Origin of the sequence: uncultured Methanobrevibacter sp., from assembly GCF_900314615.1 — an archaeon.
Lineage (GTDB): Archaea > Methanobacteriota > Methanobacteria > Methanobacteriales > Methanobacteriaceae > Methanocatella.
Window position 1 is genome coordinate 13,387 of record NZ_OMWA01000005.1, and the last position, 15,893, is coordinate 29,279.

The window sequence follows — 15,893 nt, forward strand, 5'->3', positions numbered from 1 at the left end:
TAAAATTTAAAGAACAACTTATAGAATCTTTTAAACTAACCCTTTCTCACCAATTGAATATCATTAACCAAAACCCTTGAAATTTAACCTATTGCCAAAAAAGATTGAATTAAATGTAACAATGCCTTGCTTAAATTAATCATTTCAATATATTTATACCTAAAAAAACAAATGTTATTCCATGAATGTTGGAATTATTGGAGGTAGTGACGGTTTAGGTAAAACCCTCATTTACTATTTTAGAGACGAATTTACAGTTTACATAAGTGGAAGAGATCATAAAAAGGGCAGATCAGTAGCTGACGAGTTAGGCGTCAATTATATTGAATCCAATGCAGGTCTGGCCAACATTAGCGACATATTGATAATATCAGTTCCAATCCAGCATACAAGCGATGTTATCCGTGAAGTTGCTCCTTTTATGAAAGACGGATCAGTGATGATTGATGTAACTTCCATCAAGGAGGAACCTTCCCGCACAATGAGAGAAGTTTTGCCTGAAACAATTGAATACATTCCAACACACCCTGTTTTCGGCCCAAGAACCACCGAACTTGACAATCAGGTTATTGTCATTACTGCAGATAAAAAAGGCAAATGGTATGACAGAGTTTACAAGTATCTGGCAAGCAAAAACATGAGGATTATTGAAACCACACCTGAAAAGCATGATTTCATGATGAGTATTGTCCAGGTTCTTACCCATTTCTCATTTATTTCTACAGCATATGCATTTGAAAAGCTGAAGGTAGACATCAGTGAAACCGAAGATTATGAAAGTCCAATTTATAATCTGATGATTGATGTGATTGCACGTATTGTTGCGCAGAATCCTTATCTGACATACAACATCCAGTCCATGAACAGCAATGGTCCGAATATAAGAAACACCTTTGCAGATGCAGTTCTGGAACTTAGGGACGTCATCAATAATGCGGATGAAGACGAATTTGTTAAAATAGCCATTAAAGCTACAAAGAATATGGGCGACATTAAAAATGCATTGGGTAGAAGTGACAAGGCAATTTCCGCTTTAAGTCATGAGTACAGCCTATTACATAAATCTGTCGGCAAGGAAGTTGGTTTAAAACATATTTACTCCGGAAGGATTCATGTCGGCATTCTTGAAAGTGTTGACGGCAAAACTGCAGTTTTAAAATCCGGAAACAAAACCAAAAACCTGCGCATTGCAAATATTGATGTTTTAAGTGAAGATGAACTGCATGAGTGGAAACTCAATAATGTTAAACATGAAATCCAATCAATCAGCTGCGTATTTTCTAAAAACGTGAATGTCAATGTTATTGAAAATACAGTATTGAATATGAGCAATATCATTGATATCCACCTGATTGACGCTTATAACGGTCCACAGATTGATGAAAATTCAATCAGTCTGACTTTTGAAGTTGAAGCATTGTCAAAAAGTGACATTGAAAATGTGAAAAAACTATTCACAGGTTTTGGCGGAAATATAAGATAAGTTGTTTCAATCAAAGCGAACAAATATTAAACTGTCTAAAAGTAACTAAATTTTCAATTGAGTTATAGCAGTTTAATTTTTACTTTTTTTAAAAATAGATAAATTTAATTCAAATTCAAAGTCATAATATAATTTATATTATTTTATAAGTAAAATAAATAATTCTAAACTTGTTTTTAAAAATCTTCCAAACCGAAACATTTATATAGTAAGACCTACACAGATATCTTTGTCAATAAAGTTACAAAAAGTAACAAAAAGATTTTGACGCATTACATTTATTTACATTACAGCCAAATTAAGGAGATGATAATATGGCAGAAAATGAAATCACACTAAAAGTTGCAGAAGCAATTTCGCAAAAAGACGTTGGTCAGGGAGTAGCCAGACTTGATCCAAACGTTATGGATGATTTAAACATCCGTGAAAGAGAATTGATCGAAATTGTTGGAGACAAGAAAACTGCAGCTATCGCTCTTCCTTCCCAAACCGATATCGGCCTTGGAGTAATAAGAATTGACGGATTAGTACGTAAAAATTCAGGAGCAACTATCGGTGGAGAAGTCACAATCAAAAAAACTAAAGCAACTGAAGCTAAAAAAGTTGTTTTAGCACCAATTGAACATAACATCCGTGTACAGGGAGATGTGCGCGGTTTATTTGCCGGAAAAGTAATGGTTCAGGGAGACATCATCGGATCACAGATTAGAGCACCAAGACCAAGAATGGGCTTTAACAGCATTTTCGATGACCTGATGGACTATACCCCGGCCATGAAAGAAATCAAATTTGCAGTAATATCAACAAATCCAAAAGACATTGTAATTGTCGGTCCGAATACTGAAGTGCAGCTGCATGAAGCTCCGGTGGACGTAAGCAAAGTCGAAGGTGTCGGAAACCTTGTTGATGTAAGCTATGAAGACATCGGCGGTTTAAAAGAAGAAGTTAAAAAAGTAAGGGAAATGATTGAAATTCCTTTAAAAAGACCTGAACTCTTCGAGAAATTAGGAATTGCACCACCAAAAGGAGTATTGATGCACGGACCTCCAGGTACCGGAAAAACATTACTTGCTAAAGCTGTAGCAAGTGAAAGTGATGCCCATTTCATTGCAATAAACGGGCCTGAAATCATGAGCAAATATGTCGGCGGATCTGAAGAGAACCTGAGAGAATACTTCGAAGAAGCTGAGGAAAACTCACCTTCAATCATATTTATCGATGAACTGGATGCAATTGCACCTAAAAGGGAAGAAACCAATGGTGAAGTTGAAAGAAGAACCGTTGCTCAACTTTTAACTTTAATGGATGGTTTAAAATCCCGTGGCCAAGTTGTAGTAATCGGTGCAACCAACAGACCGGATTCACTTGATCCCGCACTTAGAAGACCTGGAAGATTCGACCGTGAAATAGAAATCGGAGTTCCAGACACTGACGAGAGAAAAGAAGTGCTTGAAATTCACACAAGAAACATGCCTCTTGCAGATGACGTTGATTTGGATAAAATCGCAAATACCACCCACGGTTTTGTAGGAGCAGATCTTGAGTCATTATGTAAAGAAGCGGCAATGAGAGTAGTAAGAAGAATACTGCCTGAAATCCAAAACGACGAAGAGATTCCAAAAGAAGTAATGGAAAAAATCGTTGTAACAGGCGATGACTTTAAAAATGCACAAAAAGAAATTCAGCCTTCCGCACTAAGGGAAGTACTGGTACAGATTCCGGACATCAAATGGGATGACATCGGCGGTCTTGAAGACGTTAAACAGGAACTTAAAGAAGCTGTTGAATGGCCTTTAAAACATCCTGAAACCTTCCAACACATGGGAATCAGACCTCCAAAAGGAACCCTCCTTTACGGAATTCCAGGAACAGGTAAAACCCTTCTTGCAAAAGCAGTGGCAAGCGAAAGTGAAGCAAACTTCATTTCAGTAAAAGGTCCAGAACTTCTATCCAAATGGGTAGGAGAATCCGAAAAAGGTGTTCGTGAAGTATTCAGAAAAGCAAAACAGGCTGCACCTACAGTGATCTTTTTCGATGAAATAGATGCGATTGCCGGTGCCCGTAGCGGAAATGACACTGACAGTGGCGTTACAAAAAGAGTCGTTAACCAATTATTAACCGAAATGGACGGTCTTGAAGAACTTCAGGATGTTGCAATCATTGCAGCAACCAACAGACCTGACATTTTAGATGCAGGCCTTATGAGACCTGGAAGATTCGACAGACACATACAGGTTAAAGAACCTGATGAAGAAGCAAGACTTGCAATCTTTAAAGTACATACAAAAGACATGCCTTTAAAAGACGATGTAGACCTCGAAAAATTAGCTAAAAATACAGAGGGATATGTCGGAGCAGACATTGAATCAGTATGCAGAGAAGCCGCCATGTTAACTTTAAGAAATGATCTTGAAGCAAAAGAAATCCCATATAAATACTTTAAAGAAGCAATCGAAAAAGTGAAGCCAGGGCACAAAGGCGAAGATGAACAGCTAGTTCAATATATGTAAAGGGAAGATTAAAAACTTCCCTTCCCTCCCATTTATTGATTTCTAACCATATTTATTCGGGAAAGATACAGAAATCTTTCCCAAACCTCCATTATATTTACTAATTCTCTACCAATTGGGAAGATATGGAAATCTTCCCAAACCTCTTATTGATATCATTACCATAGAATTTAACGAAGCAAATATTGTCATGATTACATATAATTGTTCTAAGCGTGTAAAATTGTATTGTTTTGAATAAATTATCATTTTAACTAAAATGAAAAACTATATAAGCTTAGATTAATAATATGTATAATGTGGCAGGCTGAATGGATTTTTAATAGAAAATCCTAAAAGATTTTATACGAACTTAGTACATTATTGGTGAGAATATGATTGAATGTCTCCTAAATGGACCCATAATGCCTTCATCTGAAAGTGAAATTGTAAAAAATGATGAATTTCTATCAAAACTAGAAAAAAAACTTATTTCATTGAGTGAAAAATACGGTTTAGGTGAAGTGTTATTTATGGAAAAAAATCCTTTAAATATTGATTCATCAAGCTCTTTCTATATCCGGGCTCCTAAAGAATGGTCCAATAGAAAAATATTCGATATTTGGGATTTAATTTCAGACGAAGTGGATGATTTCGCAAGAAAAGAAGGTGTTGAAATATTAGATGAAATCTGCGGAGTCATTGTTACAGATCTATGCTGAGGTGGAAAAATGGTTCATGCATTTGTACCCCAGCATTTACTAGATTTCGCTGAATATCTTGAAAAATTGGAACTTTCAGATGAAAACTATGATTTGCAATGCAAACACAGAACAATTGTGAACCGTGCATATCTTTCAACATTTCTACATGCAAATGAATGGATAATTAACAATGGAAAATGCAATGATGTTCGGGATTATTCTAAAAACTCCGTCGGATATCATACTGCCATCCATATAGCATTAACAAAATTAAATAAAAGAAAAATTGCTAGGAAATACAAAGAATTCATTAATTTAAGAGTTAATGCAGATTACAATATTGTAACCATTATCACTCTCCAAGATGCTCAAAAAGCAATAGATTTAGCGAAAGAAATTTGCAGCGCATTGCAATGAAAACTATTTTTTTTAAAACACCGTTTCAAACTAAATACAATAATTATCACAACTAATTATTTTGCTATCTTCTCGGCAAAATCCTGCTTTCATGAACCATGAACTTGGTGAAATTTTGAGACTTATAGTCAATAAAGTCAAACCGATATCCGCTAACGCCCCATTTAGGATTATATCCAAAGACATTAATGTATTCGGCCAGATCATTTCTCTCATTTTTTAATGCCCTAGTTACCTGATACAGTGCTTTGGTATCATCAATAGCTCTGTGGAAATTTACCTTTTCAATACCGTAATGTTCTACAGCATCAATCAGCTTGTGAGGATATTCCTTTCTGTCCTTAACAACTGTCAGTGTATCAAGCCAGTCCATATTTTTTACAATACTGTCAGCTTCATCGGGAAAATGCCTTTTAAGCAGATAATAGATAAAAGACAAATCAAACTGACAGTTATGAGCAATCATCAGTGTTCCGGGAGTCAGATTATCCTTCAAATCCTGAGCAATAATGCCTTCATCATAACCGTATTGGGCCAAATCATCATCTGTAATGCCGGTTATTTCAGTTATCTTTTTGTCCAAAGGCTCGCCGATATCGACAAATTTATCGTACTCATCAATGAGATTGCCGTCTTCAAATATAAGCATTGCCAACTCAATTATCCTGCAGCTGGAACATTGTAAACCGGTTGTTTCTGTATCAAAATATATTACTTTAATCTTATCACCTTACAATAGTTTATTTGGAGCGTCATCCTTGTTTCTTGGATACTCATTAGTTGTTAAAGGCTTATTAATTTTTTTTAAACGATTGTCCAGAAATCTCCTTCCGTCTTCACTGGCGCAGAATATCGGCACTTTAAGTCCATAATAATAAGGCTTGTGCTCATCTGCATAATCGCTTACTTCTTTTGATGCGCATGCTGTAACGATATCTCCGTTTTCAAACATCATCTGAGCCTCTTGGGCTGTTGCGCCGGTAGTGTGCGCAATGAATATGTAGACGTTAACGTCATCATCTACAGGATACTGGCGAAGTTCTTCTATCATAGGTGAAGGTATGACTGTTATTGCAATGTTTTTATATCCTTTTTCAATTGCGATTTTAAGTCCTTCAAGCTGGTTGAGCTCAGCAGTTTGAGGATCTAATACAATGCTGTCTTTTTCTTCAAGTTTTTCAATGACTTCCCGAATCGGTGTTGTGCTTACAAGACCGGATACTCTTCCGCCAACTCCCTGCACTACACGGGGATTTGTCATGATTACGGTTCCGGCACCGTCGCATGCTCCGACAACACAGTCAATACTTCCGTTTTCCATGTTTGTTTTAAGGATTTCTGAAATTCCCACAGTCACCAGATCATCCATTTCAATAACCCTTTCAGGTGTGCACATTCCAAAATCCTTGATTCTGAAATTGATGTTTTTGCGGATGAATTCCTCGTTGAGCTCATCTACCTTATGCATTGCATGAAACATCGGACAGTATTTCATCTCAGATGATCCCACTTCTGTAATTTCTCCGTTTTCAATAACTACCCTAACTTTTCCTAAAGTTTCAATTACATGTTTATCTTCGACCATATAACCACCAGTATGTAATTGTATTGACCTGAAAATATAAAAAAATATTCACCTGATTGAATTTAAACAAATTCTATATATCAAGAAGATTAAAGTTATTAATGATTACATTATAATGAGGGATAAATTTGACTCAGAAAAGTGAAGCGCAAAAGGGCAACATCACTCCTGAAATGGAATATGTTGCAGAATATGAAAATATTGATGTTAATAAGCTGGTCAGACTGATTGACAAGGGACTGGTTGTAATACCTAAAAACGTTAACGGTCATTCAAAACCTTGCGGTATCGGAGAAGGCCTTAAGACCAAAATCAATGCAAACATAGGTTCATCCTCTAAAATCGATGATATCGACCTTGAAATCAACAAGGCGAAACTTGCACAGGAATACGGTGCAGATGCACTTATGGACCTTTCAACAGGTTCTGATTTGAAACTTTTCAGAAAGAAAATCATGGAAGCGGTGGACATATGCATAGGTACCGTACCTATTTATGAAGCGGGAGTCGTTACTCTTTCCAAAAACAAAGAAATTATTGATATGGACCCTGACGATATCTTTAAGGCCATAGAAAATCAGGCAAAAGAAGGAGTGGACTTCATGACACTTCACTGCGGAATTACCAAAGATCTTGTTCAAAAGCTTAAAAACGCAAACAGGATGATGGGAATTGTAAGCCGTGGAGGAACATTCATGGCCTCATGGATTAACCACAACGACATGGAAAACCCGTTGTATGAAAATTATGATTATCTTCTGGAATTATCCTACGAATACGACATTACCTTATCACTGGGTGATGGTTTAAGACCGGGATGCCTGGCAGATGCAAGCGATATCCCTCAAATTCAAGAACTTGTAAATCTGGGAACTCTGGTTAAAAGAGCCCAGGACGCTAATGTCCAGGTAATGGTTGAAGGTCCGGGACACATGCCGTTAAACCAGATTAAGGCAAATATGGAAATTCAAAAGACAATTTGTCACGGCGCTCCGTTTTATGTTTTAGGACCTCTCGTAACAGATATCGCACCGGGATATGACCACATTACAGGAGCTATCGGAGGAGCGATTGCAGCATCATCCGGAGCAAACTTCTTATGTTACGTAACACCTGCCGAACACCTGTCACTTCCAAGCCTTGAAGACGTCAAGGAAGGAGTAATTGCATCAAAGATTGCTGCTGAAGCGGCTGATGTTGCAAAAGGACTCGATTCAGCATGGGACCGTGAACGTGCAATGGCAAAAGCCAGAAAGGAATTTAACTGGGAAGAACAGTTCGACCTTGCACTAGACAAATCAAAGCCTAGAACCTACCGTGACAAATGCGAACTTGACGATGATGAAATGTGTGCAATGTGCGGAGAATACTGTGCAGTTAAAATAGCTAAAGGAGACTTCTAATGAAATATCAGGAACTGGTTGACGTCTACTCCGCACTTGAAGCCACTACAAAAAGACTTGAAAAAACCGACATTATTGCAGAGTATCTCAAAAAACTGGATTCAGACACTATAGAAAAGGTAGGCCTTCTGATTTTGGGAGTTGTCTTTCCTGCATGGAGCTCAGAAGAAATCGGAATAGGTGGAAAACTGGTTGAAAGGGCAGTTGCTGAAGCTGTCGGGACAACACAGGCCGCTGTGGAAGATGCAGTTCGTGATGAAGGAGACATAGGTCTTGCATGCATAAAATTATATGCCAAAAAATCCCAGATGACATTCTTTTCACAGCCTTTAACAATCGATTTTGTTTTCAACAGCCTCAGAAAACTCTCACAAATTAGCGGTTCAAGGTCAACCAACCGTAAAATTGCAGTTATTTTAGAATTGCTGAGCCAGGCTAGTGCTACTGAGGCCAAATACCTGACCCGTACAATTACAGAAGAGCTGAGAATCGGTGTGGGCGACGGTGTTGTTCGTGACGCAATAGCTCAGGCTTTCGATATTGACAAGGCAGTTGTTGAAAGAGCCCAGATGCTTACAAATGATTTTTCAGTTGTTGCACGTACCGCAAAAGAGGAAGGTGCAGCAGGACTTGAAAAACTTAACCTTACACCTGGAACACCTGTCAAACCTATGCTTGCCCAGCTTGCACCGCCACTGGATGAAATCATCCCGGAAATGGGCTGTGCAATTTGTGAGACAAAATATGACGGAATCAGGCTCCAGGTTCACAGAAACGGTGATGAAATCAAAATATTCACACGCAGGCTTGAAAACATTACCCATGCACTTCCCGAAATTGTTGAGCTTTTCAACGAGCACATGCCTCATGAAGACTTTATCGTGGAAGGAGAAGTGATAGCTACCCGCAACGGCAAGCCTCTGCCTTTCCAGAATGTTCTGCACCGTGTGAGAAGAAAGCACAATGTAGAGGAAGCTATGGAAAATGTGCCTCTTAAAGTCTTTTTGTTTGACGTGCTCTACTATAAGGTTCCGATGATTGACGAAGAGTTATTTAACAGAAGACAAACCCTTGAAGAGATTGTTGATACATCAGTTGATGAGATGAACCTCTCTACAATGAAAGTCGGAAAGCCTGACAATATCGAGGAGCTTCAGGAACTCTTTGAAAGTTCAATCGACGGTGGCCATGAAGGAATCATGATTAAGGACTGCAGTGCACCATACATTCCGGGTTTGAGAGGTAAAAAAATGCTCAAGTACAAGGCAGAACCTGAAACACTAGACATGGTTGTAATTGGTGGAACCTACGGAATCGGTAAAAGAGGAGATTTTGTCGGATCTTATCTTGTTGCACTCAGAGATGAAAATGATGACTTTAAAAGCGTTGCATATGCTGCAACAGGCCTTGACGATGCAACCCTGGAGTATCTCACCGGAAAAATGAAAGAGCTTGAAATTTCAACAAAAGGCCGTGAAATTAAAGTTGAACCGAAAATCGTTCTTGAAATTGCATTTTCAGAAATTGTTGAGTCTCCGGAATATGAAACTGGTTATTCCCTGAGATTCCCGGTCGTTAAAAATATCAGAAAAGATAAAAGTCCGATGGACGCTGACACAGTTGAAAGACTTCTTTCAATGTATAACACCGGAAACTAAATTTCAGGAAGGCCTTTAACTTTAACTATAACAAAACGGGTTAGAGGATAGACAATAATCTCGTAAACTGTCTTAAACAGTGCCTGTGCTATAATCATCACTATCAATGCTTCGCCAGGCATTGTTCCTAAAAACCCTATTGTAATGAATATAATAGCATCCAGCCCTTCACCGAATAGTGTTGAGACAATGCATCTTAAAAAGAGCTTATCATCATCCCATTTCTTTAATATAACCATTACTTTTGCATTTACAAGTGAACCTACAAGATATGCTGCAAAACTGGCTAAAAGAAGTCTTGGAGTATTTCCCAGAACTGCATTGAAAGCCTCGGAGTTTTCAAAAAATACAGGTGCAGGAAGCATTATTGTTACAGTATAACATATTACTGCAACAAGATTCATTAAAAAACCTAAAAGTATGACGTTTCTTGCCTTTTTATAGCCGTAGACTTCAGCCAGCACGTCATTTACAATATAAATTACCGGAAATATAATTACTCCACAGGGCAGCGTCAGAGAGAAAAAGTCAAAAGTTTTGCCTGCAATGATATTTGACACTATAAGTGATGCAGTAAAAACACCGGTTAAAAGCGCATACAATTCTGTTTTAGTAAGGTTAAGTTCCATAGTTATATTATATTGCTAAACATAGATAAATTTTACAAGTTGAAATCCTATCAGCTATTTTTAATATGAAAAACAATGAAAATGTATGGAAATTACGGACGACAAATTATTAAGAATAGCTTTGATAACTTCTCTTATCGGAATAATAGGCATGCTCATCTTTACTCCGAGCATTGAAGTTAAAAAAGTTAAAATAGAAGACATAAACCGTGGAATGATAGATGAAGAGGTAAGCATCGACTGCGTCGTTACAGATATCGGCCAGTCGGCTTCAAAAAGCAGTTACTTTCTAACAATCAATGACGGGACAGGGCAGATGCAGCTGATTATTTTTGAAAGTCAGGCATCAGAGCTTCAAACGAAAAGTCTCAGCATTGAGGACTTTAAAAATAAGAAGGTAACGGTTACAGGAAAAATTACAGAGTATAAGTCCAATCTGGAGCTGATTTTATCCAGCGGAGACAGTCTGAGAATAATTGCCTAACAATTACATATTTATTTATTAAAAACAAAAAAGTAATCATTAATAAAATGTATAGGAATTAAATAACATGTCTGATAAAAAACGATTATTTGGTACTTTTGGAGTTAGAAGAACTGCAAATGACGTATTAACTCCTGAATTTGCATCAAGGCTTGCAGCCTGTTACGGTACACAAATCAAAGGAACCGTAGCTGTTGGAGGAGACCCAAGAACATCAACTCCAATGCTTAAAGAAGCTGTAAAAGCCGGACTCTTGTCAAGCGGATGTGATGTCGTGGATTTAGGAATATTACCGACACCAGGAGTCCAGTATGCTGTGCGCAAATATTATGATGGTGGAGTAATGATTACCGCTTCACACAACCCTCCGCAATATAACGGTCTTAAATTTTTGGATGAATTCGGTATCGGAATACCTGACGAAATGGACATTGCAATCGAAAAGTTATACTTCGATGAAGAACCTGACAGAGTTCCATTCAACGAAATCGGACAAATCTACCACAATGACAAAATCATTGACGAATATGTGGATGAAGCAATTTCCAAAGTGGACGCTGAAGCCATCAGAAACGCCAAGCTGAAAGTTGTTGTGGACTGCGGATCCGGAGCAGGATGTCTGACTGCACCTTACCTGATTAGAAAACTCGGATGTGAAGTTACAACATTGAACGCACAGGTGGACGGATTTTTCCCTGGCCGTGATCCTGAACCAATTGAGGAAAACCTTCAGGAATTAATCAGCGTTGTAAAAGAGCTGGGTGCAGATATCGGTCTTGCACACGACGGAGATGCTGACAGGACAATCTGTATTGACGAGAAAGGTAATTTCGTTTTAGGAGACAAAACATTCAGCCTTGTTGAAAAACAGATGCTTAAGGAAAACAACGGAGGAACAATCGTAACTACAGTTGCAACTTCCCAGGCAATTTATGACATTGCAGATGAATATAACGGTAAAGTAATAGCTACTGCTGTTGGAGATTTGCTTGTTGCACGTAAACTCAAGGATGAAGATGGTTTATTCGGTGGAGAAGAAAACGGAGGTTTGATTTTCCCTGATTTCGTATACGGAAGAGATGCAGTAATGACTGTTGCCAAAATCCTTGAAACCGTTGCAAAAGAGAAAAAACCATTATCTGAGTTAGTAGCTGAACTTCCTGTTTATTATGCAAGCAAAATGAAAATCGAATGTCCGGACGATGAAAAAGAGTTTGTAATGAACAGTATTGCTGAAGAAATTAAAACCACTACAGATTTCGAACTGGACTTAACAGACGGTGTTAAAATTCTAAAAGAAGATGGTTGGGTAATTATCAGACCATCCGGAACAGAACCAATATTCAGATGCTTTGCCGAGTCCGACTCACAGGATAAAGCTGATGAAATGACTGACTGGGGAATCGGCCTTATCAAAAAATACAAAAAATAGAAATCTCCCCGCATTTTAGTTTTGATTATATTGATTTCAGATATAATTAAAACTAATCTTAACCTTAAAACTATCACTTAAATTAATACTATTTTTAAAATAAAAAAAGTTAATAAAAAAATAATTGGAATTGATGTGTGGCATCTACATGAACTTGACTAAAAGTTTTCCAAACACTCTTCTTTCAGGAAAAATGCATCCTCATTGTCAGGATTTCTTAAAAGCACCTTATTGAAACTGTCGACAGCCTCTTCGAATTTGCCAAGTTCCATTAAAACAACACCTTTGTTCAGCAAAAAGTCAATATTGTACTGTTCCAAAGATATTGCTTTATTAAAACATTCCAATGCTTCATCAAATTTACCTAAATCAATATATGCATTGCCCATCCTGTTTATTGCACTTGCATCCATTTCAGTATCATCCAGACAGACCTCAACTGCCTTGTCAAAAGACTGGATAGCTTCCTCCAGTTTGCCCATATCAGTCAGGAGGTTTCCTCTTGCATTCCACACTTCAGGATTTTCACCGTCAATGACAATCAGCTTGTCGTAAATTCTAAGGGCTGCATCATATCTTCCAAGCATTTCAAGTATAAATCCTCTCCAGTACAGGACAATAGGGCTGCTTGGACGGTAATTATAAGCAATTGTGCTTGCCTTGTATGCTTCTTCAATTCTGCCGGCATTTAAAAGTGCAATAGCTTTGTTGTTGAGGATGTATTCGTTGTCAGGCTCGAATTCCAATGCCTTATCATAACAGTTTATAGCTTCATCGAATTTGCCCAGCCTTGAAAGGTTATCCCCCTGTTTGTTTAAAAGATAAACATCATCAGGGTCCAGGCGCAGAGCAGCCTCATAACACATTGTAGACTTGTCGAACTTACCGCTGTCAAAAAGAATATCAGCCCTTTTGGTAATCATTGCCTTTTCATCTATCTTGTCACCCTTCCATTCATTTATGTCGAGTTTTTTAAAATAGATTATCTGGAACTTATCGGAATCGTCAATCTGGCCGCCATACATTTTCTTGAATTCCCTCAGCATGTCATAAGAGTCTTCAAAACCTTCTTTTCGGGCCAGCTCATCATTGTCTTTAATGTCTTCAAAAGAGATATCCTCAACATCAGTAACAAGAGCTTCAAATATCTTCATTTTTTCTTTTGAAACAAGATTCCAATAACAGTAAAGCCTGTCACCAACCTTAAGCGGAGTTTTCCATGCTTTACGAATAGTTCTGGTTTTCTTACCAGTGATTACATCAATATCATTACTTGAAAATGATAAAATAGGCATATAAACTCCTCCTTAAATTATTCAATGACCTGTTCTCCGAATTCTGCAGACTTGACTTTTACCTGACCTTTAAAATAGGGTTTGATTTCACGGGCCAAATCAGCCAGATCATGGGGATTTGGAACTTCAACTTTTTCCAAAGCAGGGTCAAGTACATTCTTATTTCTAAATTGCTGTATTGTATAAATATCCGCTTCGAGTTCATCAACTAAATTTATAATATCTTTTTTTGTATGTAATGTCGGGACATATGTTGTTCTAGCTTCAAGATGAACGTTTTTATCGGCATTGATAAGTTCCATTGATTTTTTAACCTGAAAACCAATATTCGAACCTGTAATTTTTCTATATTTTGAAAATGTAGTTTTTACGTCTAGTGAAACAAAATCCAAAAGATTTAAATCCAGAAGTTTTTTGATTTTTTCCGGATAGATGCCGCTTGTATCCAGTTTGGTTTTAAGACCAATTTTGCGGACATATGTGAAAATTTCTATAAGGGCATCAAGCTGAAGCAGCGGTTCGCCACCGGAGATGACAACAGCATCCAAAAAATCGGCTGAAGAATCAATTTCCTGTTTTACTTCTTCAAATGTTTTTTCAGTTGTATCCTCCAAAAGTTCCACATTGTGGCAGTATCTGCATGTTAAAGGGCATCCGGACATGAAAATAACCAGGGACATATTTCCATGAAACTCTACAGAAGATATTACAGATCCTCCTACATACATTAGTTTAAAACCTCTTTCATTATTTTTATGAATTTTTCATCCTCATCCAAAGTACAGATGCTTATTCTAATCCAATATTCGTCAAGACCCTTAAAGGAAGTGCAGTCCCTTACGATTATTCCTCTTTTCATAAGTTCCCTTGCCAGTTCGGCTGCTGTAAAGCCTGTGTCTTTTATGCCTATCAGCATGAAATTGGATTTGGATGGGAAAACATTAAGTGAATCTATTTTTGAAAGCTCATCATAGAGATATTGTCTGGATTCGATTCCCTTTTCAATTGAATCTTTAATGTAGTCCTTATCTCTGAAGGTATTTAGAGCTGCAACAAAGGAAAGTCTTGTAAGTGAAAATACAGGTTTTATCCTGTGCATATACTCTATAATTTCAGCGCATGCAAGACCGTAACCGATTCTCATTCCTGCAAGACCCAGCACTTTAGACATTGTACGGATAATGAATATGTTGTCAAATTCATTGATTAAATCCTTGTTTGTGGTCCCGGAGTATTCAAAGTAAGCCTCATCAACTACAATCAGTATTTCAGAATTTTTGGAAGCGATTTTTCTTAAAACTTCAGTAGGAATCAGTGTTCCTGTAGGATTGTTGGGGCTGCATAAAAAAATCATTTTTGTCTTTTCTGTTATGCAGTCAAATATTGAGTCAACGTCAAGTTCGTTTTTATCCAAATCCCACTTTGCATATACAGGATGTGCCCCGTACTGCTGAAGCAGGTATTCATAGTACATGTAAGACGGCAGAGGCACAATAAACTCGTCGCCTTCATCGATGAATGTCTTTGCCAAAACATCAATGATTTCATCAGCACCGTCCCCTCCTATGATGACCTGATTGTCTTCAACACCGCTGTAAAGAGCCATTTCATGAACAAGCTCCTTAAGCTGGGATTCAGGGTATCTGTTGATTGATTTTATTTCGTTTCTGATAGCTTCCATAGCTTTCGGGGAAGGACCCCACGGATTTTCATTGGAACCCAATTTAATAATTTCATCCTTATTCAGTCCGAATTCCTCAGCAATCTCATCCTGAGACCTTCCTGGAACATATGAATCCATTTCATCTACGATTTTTCTTGCTTTCATTAATAATCTTCCTTATATTGTTTGGAAAGTTTTACATAATTGTCAGCGTTGTTTTGAATTGATTGTATCTGCTCGTCTGAGAGCTCTTTAACCGCTCTTGCGGGAACCCCTAAAATCAGGGACCCCTCAGGAAATTCCTTTCCTTCACTTACAACCGCACCGGCGCCGACAATAGAATTTTTTGAAATGTGTGCACCGTTTAAAACTGTTGCGTTCATTCCAATCAGCACGTTATCATCCAGTTTGCATCCGTGTACAACTGCACCGTGGCCGACAGAAACATTTTCGCCAATTTCCACCGGAAATCCTTTAGTACAGTGAATAACACAGTTGTCCTGAACATTGGACCTGCTGCCGATTGTTATTGAATCGGTGTCTCCTCTTAAAACGGCTCCATGCCATATTGAGACATCACTACCTAATTCAACATCACCAATTACCTGTGCACCGGGGCATATTACAATAGAGTCTTTATTATTTTCCATA

At 37.8% G+C, this 15,893-nt stretch carries 15 protein-coding genes; 8 read left to right on the top strand and 7 right to left on the bottom strand.

Annotated elements, in window-relative coordinates; genetic code table 11:
* The first annotated feature begins 181 nt into the window (after positions 1 to 181).
* From QZN33_RS02305 to QZN33_RS02320, 4 genes are all read left to right on the top strand, one after another.
* Positions 182 to 1,483: a prephenate dehydrogenase gene (locus QZN33_RS02305; protein WP_296789154.1), complete on the top strand. Its 1,302-nt coding sequence runs from the start codon at positions 182 to 184 to the stop codon at positions 1,481 to 1,483.
* 314 nt (positions 1,484 to 1,797) lie between these two features.
* Positions 1,798 to 3,993, top strand: coding sequence for a CDC48 family AAA ATPase (locus QZN33_RS02310; protein ID WP_296789157.1), 2,196 nt, complete (start codon positions 1,798 to 1,800; stop codon positions 3,991 to 3,993).
* Between the two features lie 374 nt (positions 3,994 to 4,367).
* Complete coding sequence (locus QZN33_RS02315; RefSeq protein ID WP_296789159.1) at positions 4,368 to 4,694, top strand: hypothetical protein; 327 nt, start codon at positions 4,368 to 4,370, stop codon at positions 4,692 to 4,694.
* A 9-nt stretch (positions 4,695 to 4,703) separates the two neighbouring features.
* Complete coding sequence (locus QZN33_RS02320; protein ID WP_296789161.1) at positions 4,704 to 5,093, top strand: hypothetical protein; 390 nt, start codon at positions 4,704 to 4,706, stop codon at positions 5,091 to 5,093.
* 64 nt (positions 5,094 to 5,157) lie between these two features.
* Here the strand turns inward: QZN33_RS02320 and QZN33_RS02325 are convergent, their stop codons facing one another.
* Together QZN33_RS02325 and QZN33_RS02330 are read right to left on the bottom strand one after the other, a co-directional pair.
* Positions 5,158 to 5,814, bottom strand: a complete 657-nt coding sequence (locus tag QZN33_RS02325) for a 3'-5' exonuclease (protein ID WP_342764134.1) — start codon at positions 5,812 to 5,814, stop codon at positions 5,158 to 5,160.
* A gap of 9 nt (positions 5,815 to 5,823) precedes the next feature.
* The gene (locus QZN33_RS02330) at positions 5,824 to 6,678 is read right to left on the bottom strand and encodes a methanogenesis marker 8 protein (protein WP_296789163.1); all 855 of its coding nucleotides are present in this window, start codon (positions 6,676 to 6,678) and stop codon (positions 5,824 to 5,826) included.
* A gap of 128 nt (positions 6,679 to 6,806) precedes the next feature.
* Here QZN33_RS02330 and thiC point away from each other — a divergent pair, with 128 nt between their 5' ends.
* Positions 6,807 to 8,081 carry a phosphomethylpyrimidine synthase gene (gene thiC, locus QZN33_RS02335; protein ID WP_296789166.1) on the top strand — a complete coding sequence of 425 codons (1,275 nt, stop codon included), beginning with the start codon at positions 6,807 to 6,809 and terminating at the stop codon, positions 8,079 to 8,081.
* Positions 8,081 to 9,739, top strand: coding sequence for an ATP-dependent DNA ligase (locus QZN33_RS02340; protein ID WP_296789168.1), 1,659 nt, complete (start codon positions 8,081 to 8,083; stop codon positions 9,737 to 9,739). Before thiC ends, QZN33_RS02340 begins: the two co-directional genes overlap by 1 nt.
* On the opposite strand, the gene QZN33_RS02345 is transcribed toward QZN33_RS02340, so the two are convergent.
* Entirely contained in the window at positions 9,736 to 10,368 is a 633-nt protein-coding gene (locus tag QZN33_RS02345) for a queuosine precursor transporter (RefSeq protein WP_296789169.1), read from the bottom strand. The two genes, QZN33_RS02340 and QZN33_RS02345, sit on opposite strands and share 4 nt — an antisense overlap.
* An 85-nt stretch (positions 10,369 to 10,453) precedes the next feature.
* On the opposite strand from QZN33_RS02345, the gene QZN33_RS02350 reads away from it, so the two are divergent.
* Both QZN33_RS02350 and glmM read left to right on the top strand, forming a co-directional pair.
* Positions 10,454 to 10,852: an OB-fold nucleic acid binding domain-containing protein gene (locus QZN33_RS02350; protein ID WP_296789171.1), complete on the top strand. Its 399-nt coding sequence runs from the start codon at positions 10,454 to 10,456 to the stop codon at positions 10,850 to 10,852.
* Positions 10,853 to 10,919: 67 nt separating this feature from the next.
* A complete protein-coding gene (gene glmM, locus QZN33_RS02355) occupies positions 10,920 to 12,284 on the top strand; it encodes a phosphoglucosamine mutase (protein WP_296789172.1) in 1,365 nt (454 codons plus the stop codon).
* Positions 12,285 to 12,442: 158 nt separating this feature from the next.
* On the opposite strand, the gene QZN33_RS02360 is transcribed toward glmM, so the two are convergent.
* From QZN33_RS02360 to QZN33_RS02375, 4 genes are read right to left on the bottom strand one after another with little or no spacing between them, the layout of a single operon-like run.
* Positions 12,443 to 13,579, bottom strand: a complete 1,137-nt coding sequence (locus QZN33_RS02360) for a tetratricopeptide repeat protein (RefSeq protein ID WP_296789173.1) — start codon at positions 13,577 to 13,579, stop codon at positions 12,443 to 12,445.
* A 17-nt stretch (positions 13,580 to 13,596) separates the two neighbouring features.
* The gene (locus QZN33_RS02365) at positions 13,597 to 14,307 is read right to left on the bottom strand and encodes an anaerobic ribonucleoside-triphosphate reductase activating protein (RefSeq protein ID WP_296789174.1); all 711 of its coding nucleotides are present in this window, start codon (positions 14,305 to 14,307) and stop codon (positions 13,597 to 13,599) included.
* Positions 14,307 to 15,407 carry a histidinol-phosphate transaminase gene (hisC, locus tag QZN33_RS02370; protein ID WP_296789176.1) on the bottom strand — a complete coding sequence of 367 codons (1,101 nt, stop codon included), beginning with the start codon at positions 15,405 to 15,407 and terminating at the stop codon, positions 14,307 to 14,309. The genes QZN33_RS02365 and hisC overlap by 1 nt, the downstream gene beginning before the upstream one ends.
* On the bottom strand, positions 15,407 to 15,892 hold the full coding sequence (locus tag QZN33_RS02375; RefSeq protein WP_296789178.1) for a gamma carbonic anhydrase family protein: 486 nt from the start codon (positions 15,890 to 15,892) through the stop codon (positions 15,407 to 15,409). Before QZN33_RS02375 ends, hisC begins: the two co-directional genes overlap by 1 nt.
* Between the last annotated feature and the right edge of the window lies 1 nt (position 15,893).